12 protein-coding genes are annotated in these 14,823 nt (G+C 65.8%); 7 read left to right on the top strand and 5 right to left on the bottom strand.

What is annotated here, in order from left to right; all coding sequences use genetic code 11:
• Positions 1–113 precede the first annotated feature (113 nt).
• Positions 114–938, top strand: a complete 825-nt coding sequence (ppk2, locus tag AACW18_RS09310; RefSeq protein WP_218388467.1) for a polyphosphate kinase 2 — start codon at positions 114–116, stop codon at positions 936–938.
• Positions 939–964: 26 nt separating this feature from the next.
• Here the strand turns inward: ppk2 and AACW18_RS09305 are convergent, their stop codons facing one another.
• The 5 genes from AACW18_RS09305 to rhaB form a co-directional block, all read right to left on the bottom strand.
• The gene (locus AACW18_RS09305; protein WP_256351830.1) at positions 965–2,605 is read right to left on the bottom strand and encodes a SulP family inorganic anion transporter; all 1,641 of its coding nucleotides are present in this window, start codon (positions 2,603–2,605) and stop codon (positions 965–967) included.
• Positions 2,606–2,868: 263 nt separating this feature from the next.
• Positions 2,869–3,183, bottom strand: coding sequence for an L-rhamnose mutarotase (rhaM, locus tag AACW18_RS09300; protein WP_218388466.1), 315 nt, complete (start codon positions 3,181–3,183; stop codon positions 2,869–2,871).
• 11 nt (positions 3,184–3,194) lie between these two features.
• Positions 3,195–4,223, bottom strand: coding sequence for an L-rhamnose/proton symporter RhaT (gene rhaT / locus AACW18_RS09295; RefSeq protein ID WP_033130189.1), 1,029 nt, complete (start codon positions 4,221–4,223; stop codon positions 3,195–3,197).
• Between the two features lie 126 nt (positions 4,224–4,349).
• The gene (locus AACW18_RS09290; RefSeq protein WP_218388465.1) at positions 4,350–5,609 is read right to left on the bottom strand and encodes an L-rhamnose isomerase; all 1,260 of its coding nucleotides are present in this window, start codon (positions 5,607–5,609) and stop codon (positions 4,350–4,352) included.
• A complete protein-coding gene (rhaB, locus tag AACW18_RS09285; RefSeq protein ID WP_218388464.1) occupies positions 5,606–7,090 on the bottom strand; it encodes a rhamnulokinase in 1,485 nt (494 codons plus the stop codon). The genes AACW18_RS09290 and rhaB overlap by 4 nt, the downstream gene beginning before the upstream one ends.
• 277 nt (positions 7,091–7,367) lie before the next feature.
• Between rhaB and AACW18_RS09280 the strand changes: the two genes are divergently transcribed.
• The 6 genes from AACW18_RS09280 (at position 7,368) to AACW18_RS09255 (ending at position 14,775) form a co-directional block, all read left to right on the top strand.
• Positions 7,368–8,210 carry a helix-turn-helix domain-containing protein gene (locus tag AACW18_RS09280; RefSeq protein ID WP_256351829.1) on the top strand — a complete coding sequence of 281 codons (843 nt, stop codon included), beginning with the start codon at positions 7,368–7,370 and terminating at the stop codon, positions 8,208–8,210.
• 107 nt (positions 8,211–8,317) lie between these two features.
• On the top strand, positions 8,318–9,469 hold the full coding sequence (locus tag AACW18_RS09275; RefSeq protein ID WP_218388463.1) for an iron-containing alcohol dehydrogenase: 1,152 nt from the start codon (positions 8,318–8,320) through the stop codon (positions 9,467–9,469).
• A 180-nt stretch (positions 9,470–9,649) separates the two neighbouring features.
• Entirely contained in the window at positions 9,650–10,477 is an 828-nt protein-coding gene (gene rhaD / locus AACW18_RS09270; protein ID WP_033130217.1) for a rhamnulose-1-phosphate aldolase, read from the top strand.
• 147 nt (positions 10,478–10,624) lie between these two features.
• Positions 10,625–11,686, top strand: coding sequence for a PQQ-dependent sugar dehydrogenase (locus tag AACW18_RS09265; protein ID WP_218388462.1), 1,062 nt, complete (start codon positions 10,625–10,627; stop codon positions 11,684–11,686).
• Positions 11,687–11,891: 205 nt separating this feature from the next.
• Entirely contained in the window at positions 11,892–12,782 is an 891-nt protein-coding gene (locus tag AACW18_RS09260; protein ID WP_218388461.1) for a DMT family transporter, read from the top strand.
• 58 nt (positions 12,783–12,840) lie between these two features.
• Positions 12,841–14,775, top strand: coding sequence for a methyl-accepting chemotaxis protein (locus AACW18_RS09255; protein WP_218388460.1), 1,935 nt, complete (start codon positions 12,841–12,843; stop codon positions 14,773–14,775).
• Positions 14,776–14,823 lie beyond the last annotated feature (48 nt).

The following is a 14,823-nucleotide window of genomic DNA, read 5'->3' as shown; positions in this document are numbered from 1 at the left end:
TGACGCTCAACGGCCAGGCCTGTCACGGCGGATTCAGTCATGTACACTCTTGGAGTGAGTCGTCGATGACGAGACGACCATTCTTCATTGGCTCGCATCAAGAGAAGGGAATCATGGCTAGCAAAAAAAAATCCAAACCTGAACAGCCGGCACTGGCCGAGGAGCTCAAGGCGCTCGGCACCAAGGAGTACGAGAAGGAGCTGCGGCGCCTGCACGTGGAGCTGGTGAAGCTGCAGCAGTGGGTGGTGCACAAGGGGCTCAAGGTGTGCATCGTATTCGAGGGGCGCGACGGCGCCGGCAAGGGCGGCACCATCAAGGCCATCACCGAGCGGGTCAGCCCGCGGGTGTTCAGGGTCGTGGCCCTGCCCGCCCCCACCGAGCGGGAGAAGAGCCAGCTCTATGTCCAGCGTTACGTCCCCCATCTGCCCGCCGCCGGCGAGGTCGTCATCTTCGATCGCAGCTGGTACAACAGGGCGGGGGTGGAGCGGATCATGGGCTTCTGCACCCCGGAGGCGAGTGACAAGTTCCTGGCCAGCACGCCGCAGATGGAGTGGTCCATGGTCGATTCGGGCATCATCCTGCTGAAGTACTGGCTGGAGGTGAGCCCGGAGGAGCAGGAGCGCCGGTTGCGGGATCGCATCGACGATGGTCGCAAGACCTGGAAACTCTCGCCGATGGACATCAAGTCATTCGATCGCTGGGATGACTACACCCAGGCGCGGGATGCCATGTTTGCCGCCACCGACACCACCTGGGCCCCCTGGTTCGTGGCCCGCTCCGAGGACAAGAAACGGGTGCGACTCAACATCATCTCCCACCTGCTGACCCATATCCCCTACGAGGAGCTGCCGGCCGAACCGGTCAAGCTGCCCAAGCGCAAGATCGGCAAGGTCAAGCCCACCGACCACCCGTTCCGCTTCATCCCAGAACCCTTCTGATCAGCCGCAAGGGGCGAGCCGCAGGCTCACCCCTTGCCCTGTTGATATTGGCGGATCGCCGCCCTGGCGTTGAACAGCATGCGGCCGGCCCCCAGCTGGCTGGCCAGACCGCAGCGGCGCACGTTCTCCAGCACCCCGGGATTGAGCCCGGCCAGCCAGAGGTTGACCCCCCTGGCGCGCGCATGTTGCTCCCCCTCCATCAGCATCATCAGCGCCGAGTACTCCACATCCTGCACCCGGCTCATGTCCAGCACCACCACCTCGGGCTGGTGGGTGTCGATCAGCTGGCGGATCTGGGCGGCCACATACTGCACATTGATGAAGAAGAGGCGCCCCTCCGGCCGCAGGATCAGCAGGCCCGGGATCGTCTCGTCATCGGGGTGGCGCTCGGCGAGCGGACGCAGCACATCCTCCCCCGGCTTGCGGCCAATCACATAGACCTGGGGCTGCGCCGTCTGGCTGGCAAGCCCCAGCAGGGAGGCCAGGATCGCCACCACTATCCCCTGCAGGGTGCCAAACAGCAGCACCCCCAGGCAGGCGATGGCGGCCCAGCGGAACTCCATCATGCGGATCTGCCCTATCTTGCGAAACTCCCCCGGCTGGATGAGGCCCACCGAGTAGACGATGACCACCACCGCCAGGGTGGCGTTCGGCAACCAGGACAGCAGGGGGGCGAGGAAGATCATGGTGGCCAGCGCCATCGCGGCCGTGACGGCGGAGGCCCACTGGCTCAGACCCCCGACGGAGCGGACCACCGCGGTCTGGGAGGTGCCGCCCCCCGCCGGCATGCTGCCGCAGAAGGCGCCGCCCAGGTTGGCAAGACCGGTGGCCACCAGCTCGCGGTTCGGATTGATCTCGGGCTCCCCCTCCCCCACGAAGGCACGGCCAGCGGCTATGGTCTCGGTGAAGCTCATCAGCGCTATCCCCGCCGCCCCCGGCAGCAGCTGCAGCACCAGCTCCAGATCCGGCATCGTCAGGCTGGGCAGGCCGGTGGGAATGGCCCCGACGATGGCGACCCCCGCCTCGTTCAAGCCCCAGCCCCACACCAGCGCTATGCCGATGCCCACCCCCAGCAAGGGAGCCGGGGAGTGCGGGAAACGCCACTCCATGAACACCAGCACCACCAGGGTGACGAGGGCGACCCCCAGCGTCAGCCAGGAGGTCTCGGGCAACGCCTGCCCCAGGTGGTAGAGATCCATGAAGAAGTTCTCCTTCTGGATGTGCAGCCCGAACAACTTGGGCAGCTGATCGAGGATGATGACCAGCCCGATGCCGCTCTTGAACCCCACCAGCACCGGCAGGGAGATGAAGTTCGCCACGAAGCCGAGCCGCAGCACCGCCGCCAGCATCAGCATGGCCCCCACCAGCAGGGTCAGGGTGGCCGTCACCATGAGCAGCTGGCCGGGATCGCCATCCGGCACCACCACCCCGAGCTGGGTCGCGGTCAGGATCGCCAGGGTGCTGGTGGAGCTGACGCTGAGCACCCGGGAGGAGCCCAGCAGGGCGTAGAGCAACATGGGAACGAAGGCGGTGTAGAGACCGATCGCCACCGGCAGACCGGCCACGGTGGCATAGGCCATGGCCTTGGGCAGCACGACCGCCGACGCGGTGACGCCGGCCAGCAGGTCGGACAGGGAGCGCCTTGGCGCCGACGCGGGTGATGACATCTTATCCTCCATGATCGCTGGCCTGAGCGGGCCCTGATGTTGCAACCGGCGCTCAAAGAGGCCCGTTGCCAACCGACGGCCATAGCCGCTCGCCTGGGCGTGCCGACTATGTCTCGTCATACCATGAAGTGTACGCGCCCCGCCTTGCGCCGGGCTGAATGCCTCGAGATAGGGGACGGGCGCGCGAAGCAGGAGCCGCCACAACGAAACACGGGACGCTCGCGCGTCCCGTTCCAATCAGGATGAACCCTGCTCCCGCCGCGTCACGGCAGGCAGAAGACCGAGACCAGCTCCCGGCTGATCGGGCTGTCATCCGGGTGGGAGGGCATGAGGCTCTTCATGTAGCCCCACCACTCCCGGCAGATGGCGGTGTCCGCCACCGCCTCCCAGCGCGCCTCGTCCTCTATCTCGACGTAGGCAAACAGCTGGCAGCTCTTGGAGTCGAGAAAGATGCTGTAGTTGCTGGCCCCGTGTGCCTTCAGGGTCTCGGCCAGGGCTGGCCAGATCTCATCGTGACGACGGCGGTATTCCGTCTCGCAGCCGGGGTGAACCGACATCATAAATGCCTTGCGGATCATCTTGTCGCTCCTCACGCCATGCCCATGCCAACCAGGTTGGCGGCCCCGACGATCACCAGCATGCCGATGCAGAGAATGCGCACCGGGCGCGTCCCTACCCCTTTCCATTCCGCCATCAGCAGCCCCACGATCCCGCCGCAGAGCACGTAGCCGCTCATGTGCAGCATCCAGTTCACGAAGGAGAGGTGCTCGGGAATGCTGGCCTCACCCCAGGCATAGAAGAAGAACTGCAGGTACCACATGATGCCACCGGTGGCGGCCAGCAGGCCGTTGATCAGCAGGCTAGGCAGCGGCTGGGCCAGATCCTTGCGCAGCGACAGCTCGGGGCGGGTGGCCAGGCGGATGAAGCAGAAGGCCATGTTCACTATGGCACCGCCACCCATGATGATGCCGTAGCTCGGCAGCATGGCATAGAGCGGGTCAATACCCAGCGCCAGCGAGGCCTGCTTGATGGGGGCCGCCGCCTCCAGCCCGAAGGCGAAGCCCGACGAGAAGATGCCGCACATGACCGCGAGACCGAGCCCCTTCCTCAGGTTGAACTCCTTGGTCGCCGTGCCCAGGCTCTGCTCCTTCTGGTGACCGGCCCAGGTGACGATGCCGATGCCGACCAGGGCGACCAGCACTCCCAACAGGGTGATCTGGCCGCTGGAGGTGCCGATCAGGGTGCCAAACTCGCCGCGCAGAATGGGGGGCATCAGGGTGCCGACCACCAGGGTGACCCCGATGGCGATGCCGATGCCGAGGGACATGCCGAGGTAGCGCATGGTGAGGCCATAGTTGACGTTGCCGACGCCCCACATGGCGCCGAACAGGAACATGCCCCAGAACGCCTTGCTGTCCACCACGCTGTAGAAGGAAGCGAAGTCCTCGATCAGCAGGGAGGTGACGAACCAGGGCAGCAGGATCCAGGAGAAGAGGCCGGCCAGGGCCCAGGTCGTCTCCCACGACCATTTCTTGACCTTGCTGAGGGGGGCATAGAAGGAGGCGGCGGAGGCGGCGCCAACCAGGTGCCAACCGATTCCTGATGCGATAGCAGACATAAGATCTTCCTTGTATGGGTACGATTGTGTTGCGGCTGACCGCCGGGGGAAAGCGTTCCGGCGGGCCACCGAGCTGTTTTTGTTGTTTTTATGACACCCGGCACAGGCCGGGTGCCTGATGCCTCATCAGCGACGCGCCGACAGCACCTCGGTCTCATAACCCTTGACCACCGCCAGCCAGTCGGTACCGACCGGTACCCCTTCCTGGGCACAGGCATAGTCCCAGACCGCCTGCCAGGGCAGGCTGCGGGTCTCTTCCATCAGGGCGAGACGGGTGGCGTAATCCCCCTGCTGCTCGGCCTGACGCAGCAGGGCTATGGGTTCGATCAGGGCGCGCACCAGCGCCTTCTTCATGTTGCGGGTGCCGATGACCCAGGCCGCGATGCGGTTGATGGAGGCATCGAAGAAGTCGAGCCCGACATGCACTCGCGCCAGCAGATCGTTGCGCACTATCTCGTTGGCGATGGCCTGGGTCTCGTCGTCCAGCAGCACCACGTGGTCGCTGTCCCAGCGCACCGGGCGGCTGACGTGCAGCAGCAGGTGGCGAACGAACAGGGAGGCCGCGCTGATCTTGTCGCTGATGACCTCGGTGGGGTGGAAGTGGCCGGCATCCAGGCAGAGCGCGATGTCGCGGGAGCTGGCATAGCCCAGGTAGAACTCGTTCGAGCCGACGGTGTAGGACTCGGCACCTATGCCGAATAGCTTGCTCTCCACCGCATCGATGTGATGGGCCTCGTCCAGCGGCTCGGCCAGCACCTCGTCCAGGGCGGCCATCAGGCGTTGGCGGGGCCCCAGCCGGTCGGCGGGCAGATCCTTCATGCCGTCCGGGATCCAGATATTCATCACCGAGGGAGTACCCAGCGCCTGGCCGAAGGAGGCGGAGACGCGGCGGCTGGCCTTGCAGTGATCGATCCAGAAGCGGCGGATCTCGGGGTCCGGGTGCGCCAGTGTCATGCCATCGGCGCTCAGCGGGTGAGAAAAGCAGCTGGGGTTGAAATCGAGCCCAATCCCCTTCGCCTTGGCCCAGTTCACCCAGTTGGCGAAGTGCTTCGGCTCTATCTGGTCGCGCGCCACCGGGACCTCGGACTCCAGGTAGATGGCGTGCAGGTTGAGGCGTTTGGCCCCGGGGATAAGCGACATCGCCAGGTCGAGATCCCGTCGCAGCTCGGTGGCGTTGCGGGCCTTGCCCGGGTAGTTGCCGGTCGCCTGGATGCCGCCGGTCAGATCGCCGGCCTCGGCCTCGAAGCCGCCGACGTCATCCCCCTGCCAGCAGTGCATGGAGACGGGAATGGTGGCCAGGGTCGCCAGCGCCTGGTTGACGTCGACGCCGAGCGCGGCATATTGCTGTTTGGCCAGGGCGAAGGCGGTTTCAATGTTCGGGTTCATACAACTTCCTCGATTAAGGTATCTGAATGGCTGTGCGCACAGAGCGCGGCAAAGTGTTTCCGGTGGCGATCCAGCTGCGGGACCTCACGGGGTTCCAGGGTTTCGATGCGGGTGTTGTGGCGGATCAGCCGGCGCACGTCCGCCAGATCCAGCAAGAGGCCCAGCCCCTTGAGCTGCCAGCCGATGTTGCCGAGCGCCGAGGCCTCCACCGGCCCGGTCAGCACGGTGCGCTGGCAGATGTCGGCGCAGAGGCGGTTGAGCAGTTGATTCTGGGAGCCCCCCCCGACGATGTGCAGTCTGGTGATGGGCTCGCCGGTGACGGCCTCCAGCTCGCCAAGCACCCGGTCATAGCAGAGCGCCAGGCTGTCCAGCACGCAGCGCACCAGCTCCCCCGCCGTCTGCGGCCTGCCTTGTCCCGTCTCCTGACAGAACTGCTGGATCGCCGTGCGCATGCAGGGGGGATTGAGGAAACGCTCATCGTTGGGGTGGATGAGGTAGGCGAAGGGCCTGGCCTGTTCGGCCTGTGCCACCAGGGCGGCGAAGCTCTGGCTGGGCCACAGCGCCTGCAGCCGCTGCACCAGCCAGAGCCCCATGACGTTCTTGAGCAGGCGCCAGGTGCCCTCCACCCCTCCTTCGTTGGTCAGGTTGGCCGCCTCTGCGGCCTCGTCGGTGATAGGGGCCTGACGCTCGACCCCGACCAGTGACCAGGTGCCGGAGCTGATGTAGGCGGCCCCACTCCCGGCCAGCGGGGTGGCGACTATGGCCGAGCCGGTATCGTGGGTCGCGGGCAGGATGACGCTGACCTGATGGCCGGAGGGGCTGGTCCAGTGCCCCAGCCGGGTGCCGGGGGCCGTGATGGGTTGCAGCCAGTTGGCCCCCTCCCCGATCAGCGCCAGCAGCTCGGGATCCCAGTCACGGCTGCGGGCGTTGACCAGCTGACTGGTGGAGGCATTGGTGAATTCGCAACTCAGCTCGCCGCTCAGGCGGTAGTGCAGGTAATCCGGGATCAGCAGCAGGCGGGCGGCCTGGGCCAGCCAGGCCGGCTGCTCGTCAAGCAGCGCCCGGATCTGGTACAGGCTGTTGAACTTCAGAAACTGGATGCCGCTGCGGCGGTAGATGGCCTCCCGTGGCAACTGCTGCCACAGCCGCTCCGGCACGCCGTCGGTGCGATCGTCGCGATAGGCCACCGCCTCGCCGAGCATCTTGCCGGCCGCATCCAGCAGCACGAAGTCGACGCCCCAGGCGTCGATGCCGACCGCGTCGAGTCGCACACCGGCGGTATCGATTTTTTCCAGCCCGTGCAGAATGTTGGAGAAGAGGCGCTCCGGCTCCCAGCAATCCTGCCCGTCGATCTGCACCATGCCGTTGGCGAAGCGGTGCATCTCCTGCATGGCGATATCTTGTGTGACCGGATCATAGCGGGCCCATATTACTCGCCCGCTGGAGGCACCCAAATCCACTGCTGCAATATTGACTGACATCGAATCGACTCCATAATTCTCGATGTCGTCACTTTATGTTTCTGAATTATTCACCACCTTTCTCCCAAGGCCATAAAAAAGGAACGACTGGCATAAAAATCGAGAAAGTCCGTTGCCGATATAAAACTGTGAGTCAGTTCAAATTTAATTTCCATGGCAGGAAACAATTGAAGCTGGCCGTTAAATAAATAACGGATAACTGTGAAAGGCCTCACGGAAAACACTCTGCCAATTTGACCCTGCGCCCTCTATGCGCGTATTCACTGAGCATCCCTTCATGAAGAGTCCGATCATGTTTCGTCTGCAGCAGACCGACTTCTTTGACCAGAACCGGATCATCAGCGTGTTACCGCGTGCCCCTCAGGAGCCCTTCCCGGAGCACTGCCATTCGTTTCATGAATTGGTGCTGATCAAGTCTGGCTGCGCCATCCACATCACGGACGGCAGTGCGGTACACATCAGCCGGGGCAGCGTGTTCTACCTGCGGGAGGACGATGCCCACATGTTCGATCAGATGAAGGATCTCTGCCTGACCAATGTGCTGTTCCGGCCAGAAGGATTCCACCTTGCCGGCGATCTGGAGCAGATGCTGCAGACCAGCTGCCACCCGGGGAGCGGGGTGCTGCGCCTGCCCGCCCATCTGCAGGCCCATAGCGAGACCCTGCTGGGCCAGATAGCGCAGGAGAGCGATCGGCGGGATGCCTGCTCTCCGGTAATGATCGAGGCCCTGTTCAGCCAGCTGGCGGTGCTGCTCTGGCGCACCCAGCAGCGCGCCCTGACCGGCGAGCAGGGGGAGGCCGATCAGGCGCGGCTATCGTCCCTCATCAGCTATCTCGATGAAAATTATCGGGAAGAGATCGACTGGAGTGAATTATCCGAGCGCTTCACCATTCCGCTGCGCACCCTGAATCGGAAAATACAGGAACACACGGGTTTGACGCCCAATAACTATCTTGGCCGGCTCAGATTATGCCGCGCCTCCTGGTTGCTCAGTCATACCGAAAAATCCGTGACCGAGATCGCGTTCGAAAGCGGATTCAATGATGGGAATTATTTTTCCAGCAAGTTTAATCATGTATTTGAAGCGACCCCACTGCAATATCGAAAGCGCTATAAATAATCTTCAACTCACTGCCAATATATTATTTATGCTGGCTGTCTCTTCAAGGTCATCCGCCCTGACAGGCTTAATATCTCCCTAATTTCATTCCCAAGGAGATATTGATCATGAGCTTCACACTCTGTTTGCCCCAACTCAGCCTCTCGGGCCGCGGCGCCATCCAGGATCTGGTCGTGCTGATGAGCCAGCAACCCGCCCGCCGACCACTGATAGTGACCGAGCAGGCGCTGCTGACGTTCGGCCTGCTGGATGGTCTGCTCGCCGCCTTGCGCGATCAGGGGTTCAACCCGGTGATCTTCGACGGCGTCCTGGCCAACCCGACCGACAGGGTCGTCGAGGCGGCGCTGGCGAGCTGGCAGGAGGGAGATTGTGATGCCCTCATCGGCTTTGGCGGCGGCAGCGCCATGGATACCGCCAAGGCGATCCGCGCCCTGGTGGCCAACCCCGGCAAGCCGATCCATGCGTTCGAGGGGATCGGCAAGGTCATCCACCGCGGCCCCTTCATGGCGTGCGTCAGCACCACCTCTGGCACGGCCGCCGAGGTAACCAGCAACGCGGTGATCACCGACACCGGGCGCAAGGTGAAGATGGTCATCATAGATCCGGCCCTGATCCCCGAGGTGGCGGTCAACGATCCTACCCTGATGACAGGGCTGCCGGCCGCCGTGACCGCCGCCACCGGCATGGACGCACTGACCCATGCCATCGAGGCCTATGTCTCCATCGGTGCCCACGTGCTGACCGATCACCCGGCCCTTGCCGCCATCCGGCTGATCGCCGAATACCTGCCACAGGCGGTGGCAGACGGCCAGGATCTGACCGCCCGCGAGATGATGGCGCACGGCCAGTTCCTCGCCGGCATGGCGTTCAACAGCGCCGGGCTAGGCTATGTGCACTCGTTGGCCCACCAGCCGGGCGCCACCCATAACCTGCCCCACGGCGTCTGCAATGCCATACTGCTGCCGGTGGTCTGCGCGTTCAACCTGCAGGTCAGGACGGCGCGCTTCGCCGAGATAGCGGCCGCCATGGGAGTCGACACCGGCGCCCTGAGCGAGGAGGCCGCCGCCCACGCCGCCATCGAGGCCATAAGGGCGCTCTCCAGCCGGGTCGGCATCCCCTCCGGCCTGCGTGAGCTCGGCATCCGGCCAGAGGATCTGCCGGGCTGGGTCGATGCAGCCGAAGCCGACCCCTGCTCCGGCTGCGCGCCGAGACCGGCCAGCAAGGCCGAGCTGCTGGCGCTCTATCAGGCCGCCTTCTGAGCCAGGCCCCTAGCCAATCTCACTCGCTACGCCGCCTGCCCAGGGCGGCGTTTTTACAGCCTATTTCCCGCTTCTTGAAAATCCGGCCAACTCCTCCCCGGCCTTGGCTGCCTCGTTGAGGCCCGCCCCACCAGCCCCCGATACAGTGGCTCCAGCTTCACAATGCGAGTAGAGGGAATGATGCAGCAGATTGAATTCAATGCGGCCGTGCTGGCTGAAATCGAGAAGGTGGTCGAGGTGTCCGCCTACCTGTGGCAACGGGAGTGGGCCGAGCGCAATGGCGGCAACATCTCGGTCGATCTCACCGACATCTTCGGGCCGGCGCCGACCGATCTGAGCGGCTATCCCCACTGCCCGCTCTCCATGGTGGGCGGCGAGGGGGCCTTCCCGGCCGACAGCGCCGGTCACCTGTTCTTCGTCAAGGGCACCGGCGAGCGGATCCGCGAGCTGCGCAACCCGGATCTCGCGGGCTGTGTCTTGCGGATCGATGACGAGGCCCGCGGCTATCACATCCTGTGGGGCGGCCGCGGCCTGCACGACTACCGGCCGACCAGCGAGTTCATCTCCCACGTGGAGATCATCATGGACAAGCAACGCCGGGGCGCCGCCGACCGCTGCGTGGTACACACCCACCCGCTGGAGCTGATCGCCCTCTCCCACCATCCGCGTTACGCCCGCGACAGCGCGTCCTACACCCATGCCTGCTGGAAGATGCTGCCGGAAGTGCGCGCCTTCGTTCCCCGCGGCATCGCAGTGGTGCCCTACTGCATGCCCGGCAGCCAGACCATGGCGGACGGCACCACCGCCGCCCTGCGTCAGCATGACGTGGCGATCTGGGAGAAGCACGGCGCCGTGGCCACCGGCATCGATGCGCTGATGGCATTCGACTTCGTCGACGTGGCGAACAAGGGCGCCAAGCTGCACCTGATGTGCCTCGCCAGCGGCTTCGAACCTGAAGGGGTCAGCGCGCGGGACATGCAGGAGCTGCAGGAGACGTTCGGCCTCTAAGCGTCAGCCGACAGTGTCACCGCCCAAGCCCCTGCCCGCGCAGGGGCTTGTTGTTTCCGACTCTTTGCAACCTCCCTCCCTATACTTCAGCGACCATCCCCGCTGGCCCGCCCGGCACCCCGGTCCATTCGAGAGAGGAGAAGTCCCTTGTTGCGACTGCTTGCACTGCTGCTGATCTGCCTGGTGACCCCGGTACGGGCGCTGACCCTGGTACCGCTGGTGGACGGGCTGACCCACCCCTGGGGGCTGGCCTTCCTGCCCGGGGGGGAGCTGCTGATCAGCGAGCGCCCCGGCCGCCTGCTGCGCATCGACGCCAAAGGCCAGCGCCACGTCATCGCCGGCCTGCCGCCCATCGCCAACGCGGGCCAGGGCGGCCTGCTCGATCTCGCCCTGGACCAGGAGGGCTGGCTCTATCTGAGCTACAGCGAACCCGGCGAGGGGGGCGCCGGCACCGCCGTGGCCAGGGCCCGGCTGCAGAAAGACAGCCTGGTCGACTGGCAACTGCTGTTTCGTCAGGTGCCCAAGGTCGCCGGCGGCGCCCACTTCGGCTCCCGCCTGCTGTTGACCGATGACGGCTACCTCTACATCACCCTGGGGGATCGCTTCACTGAGCGGGTGCGGGCCCAGAGCCTGGACAACCACCTCGGCAAGACGGTGCGCCTGCACCGGGATGGCCGGGTGCCCGTCGACAATCCTTTCGTCAAGGAGCCGGGCGCCCTGCCCGAGATCTGGAGCCTGGGCCATCGCAACATGCAGGGGGCGGCGCTGCGCCCCGGCAGCCAGCAGTTCTGGGCCCACGAGCACGGCCCCCAGGGCGGGGATGAGGTCAACCTCATCCTGCCCGGCCGCAACTACGGCTGGCCCAAGGTGACCTTCGGCGAGGAGTATGGCGGCGGCAAGATAGGCTCGGGCACGGCGGCGGCGGGCATGGTGCCACCGCTCTGGGTCTGGGTTCCCTCCATCGCACCCTCGGGCATGACCTTCTATCGGGGCGAGTTGTTCAAGGCATGGCAGGGGGATCTGTTCGTCGGCGCCCTGCGCGGCCAGGCCCTGTTGCGCCTGCGCCTGGCGGGGGACAAGATCCTCTCGGAGGAGCGGCTGCTGACCGATCTCGGGGAAAGGATCCGCACCGTCAAGGAGGGGCCGGACGGTGCCCTTTATCTATTGACCGATGCCGGCAACGGCCGCCTGCTCAAGCTGATCCCCTGACGATGGACGCTGGGCCGAGCGACACCTTGCCTGCCAAGGAGAGGAGATGAACAAGCTGCGACTGATCACTTGGGGTCAGGGATAGACCGACGATAGGTGCCGAGCACTAGGGCATCGGCAAGGCGCGCTGAAGAGGCCGCAGCCAAGGGAGGGCCAGTCTGCTAGACTGGCCCTCTTTTTCGTTCATCTTGCAAAGGAGTGTCGGATGTCTGCTGTTTCCTGGTGGGACAAGTCCACCGGACTGGCCCTGGTCACCATACTGCTGTGGGCCTCGCTCGCCGCGCTCACCTCCCGGATCACCAGCGTGTCGCCGCTGGTGCTGGTGGGGCTGGTGCTGTTCTTCTGCGGCGCGGGTGCCCTGCCGTTCTGGCGCCAGTGGCGGGCCCGCCCCGTCACCTGGCTGGTGACCATCACGGCCCTGCTGCTCTACCACCTGCTGCTGTTCATGAGCTTTCGCCACGCCCCCGTGCTGGAGGCGAACCTCATCAACTACCTGTGGCCGCTGTGCATCATTTTGTTCACACCGCTGCTGCTGCCGGGTCATCCGCTGCATCCGCGTCACCTGCTGGCCGGGGCGCTCGGCCTCGCCGGCTCCGTGCTGGTGATGGTCGATGGCAAGCTGCAGTTGCAGCAGGCTCACCTGACCGGTTACCTGCTGGCGCTCGGCGCCGCCATCGTCTGGGGCGCCTACTCCGTGCTCTCCCGTCGCCTGCCCCCCGCCCCCGCCGTGGTCACGGCCGCCGCCTGCCTGCCCGCCGGGCTGCTGGCGTTGCTGCTCGCCAGGGGGTTGGAGGGGCCGCTGCCGCTAGGCCAGATCCCGCAGGCAGACTGGCTGCTCATCGTGGGGCTGGCGCTCGGCCCCATGGGGGCGGCCTTCGTCACCTGGTACCTGGCGCTGCGGGACGGGGATCCGCGCCGCATCGGCGCGCTGGCCTATTTGACGCCGCTCTTGAGCACCCTGCTGCTGGTCTGGCTCAACGGCGAGCAGCTCACCCCGCGCCATCTGCTGGCGGGGGCCCTCATCATGGGCGGCGCCCTGCTCGGCCTGCTGGCCCGCTCCCCCAAGGCTGGCAAGGCCCCCGCTTCCCTGTCATAAAAACGCCATCACTCCTGCTTAAGCTCGCGCCATCGCGTGGTTCAAGCAGGAATCTGATGTGAAAATAGCCCATTACGCCACCCTCTCCTCCCTGGTACTGCTGCTGGTGGCCGGCGTTCAGGCCGCCGCCCTGTTTCATGGCTGGCAGCGACTCCAGCAGACCGAGCAAGCCCAGCGCCAGCACGAGCGCCTGCAGCAGCAACTGACCGGCCCGCTGCAGGGCAAGTTGCGCGGCTACCTCGACAGCGGCGATCCGCTGCGCCTGGCGGAGGCCCAGGGGATCCGCAAGCAGGCACTCGGCCAGCTGGCGCGGCAGGAGGCGTCACCGAGCACCCCGCTGCGCGCCCTGCTCGAGCGGATGGGGGCACGCATCGACGGCGATTACCTGGCGGCGGGCAAGCTCTCCGGCAACCGCGAGTGGCTGCTGCAAAATGCCGAGAACGAGCTGACCGCCCACGCCAAGGCCCTGCTGCGCTATGGCCAGCAGGGGGCGGCTGGGGCGGATCCTGCCAGCGCCGATCGATACCGCCAGGGGGCGGCCGACATACTGGCGAGCCTGCCGGGACTGGCCCACCTGCGCCAGAACTACATGGCGCAGGCCAGTCCCAAGCTGCTGACCGGATTGCAATTCGAGCTGGCCGCCCTGCAAAAACAGGCGGACAGCCTGGCCAGGCTGCCGCCGCTCGGGCTGTTTGAGGAGGCGCCGGCCGACGACTTCAGCCTGGGGGAACCGGTGCGCCATGAGCTTGGTGAGCAGCCGCGCCGCGAGCTGGTTTCCCTGCTCAAGCGCTACCCGCAGGAGCTGGACAACAGCCGCAAGGCGCTGCAGCAGCAACAGGCTGCCCGCCAGAGGGTGCAGCAGGACATAGATCAGTTGCTGCAGGCCGGCAGCCAGATGGGGGAGCGGCTCGCCGCCGCCCGTCAGGATGTGAACCGGGAGCTCGCCACCATCCTCGGCTCCCTGGCGCTCTGCCTGGTAGGGGTGGCCCTGCTGTTTGCGCTGGTGCAACGGCGCTGGCTGGTCAGGCCCCTGTTGCAGCTGCGCGGCGCCTTCCTGCAACTCGATGCCACCGGCGAGGCACAGCTGCTGCCGGCGGGGCGCGAGCGCAACGAGCTGGGGGACATAGTCGCGAGCTACAACCGCCTGATCCTGCGCCTGCAGCAGGATCAGCAACAGAAGGCGAGCCAGCTGTCGAGCGTCTCCCTGAGCCTGCAGGAGATGGTGGATCAGGTGCAGCAGATCCATCACAGCACCCGCACCACGGAGCAGGTGGTGGACGAGAGCGACAGCATGATGAACGAGCTGAACCAGCTCGCCAGCGAGGTACACCTGGTGGCCGCCGAGATAGCGCAGCACGCCCAGCACAACGAACACTCCATGAGCCAGAGCGAGCGGCTGGTGGGGGGCATGCTGGCCGCCACCGCCCAGACCGGCCTCGCCATCGACGAGAGCAGTGGCGCCCTGGTGCAGCTCAAGCGCTCGGTGGACGACGTGACCGCCATCGTCGATGTCATCGGCCACATCGCCCAGCAGACCAACCTGCTGGCGCTCAACGCCGCCATCGAGGCGGCCCGCGCCGGCGAGCAGGGGCGCGGTTTCGCGGTGGTCGCCGACGAGGTACGCCACCTGTCGGCCGACACCCAGCGCTCCCTCGGCCAGATCACCGAGATCCTGGCCCGCCTCACTCAGGCGGGGGATCAGCTCGCGACCGTGCTGAGCCGCATCACCAGCGAGGCCAGCGGCCAGCGCCAGCAGGCCGAGCAGCTGCGCCAGACCACCCAGACGGTGCGGGAGATGGCACGCAGCACCGCTGTCATCGCCCTGCAGGGGGCCAGCAACGCCAGGAGCCAGGAGCACCGGCTGGCCAGCTTCGCCACCCTGATCGGCCGCATCAGCCAGCACGCCCGCCAGGGCAGCCAGCTCTCGGTGCAGGTGTCGCAGCACATTCACCACCAGGCCCAGCGGATCCCCCGCATCCTGGGTCAGGCTTGATCGGCTCATCAGGGTCTGGGCCGAGCCCGGCATAGGCCCGGCCAGAAC

It is taken from the genome of Aeromonas sp. sia0103, from assembly GCF_963895295.1.
GTDB classification, from domain to species: Bacteria; Pseudomonadota; Gammaproteobacteria; order Enterobacterales; family Aeromonadaceae; genus Aeromonas; species Aeromonas encheleia.
This window is presented reverse-complemented; position numbering and strand designations above follow the sequence as displayed.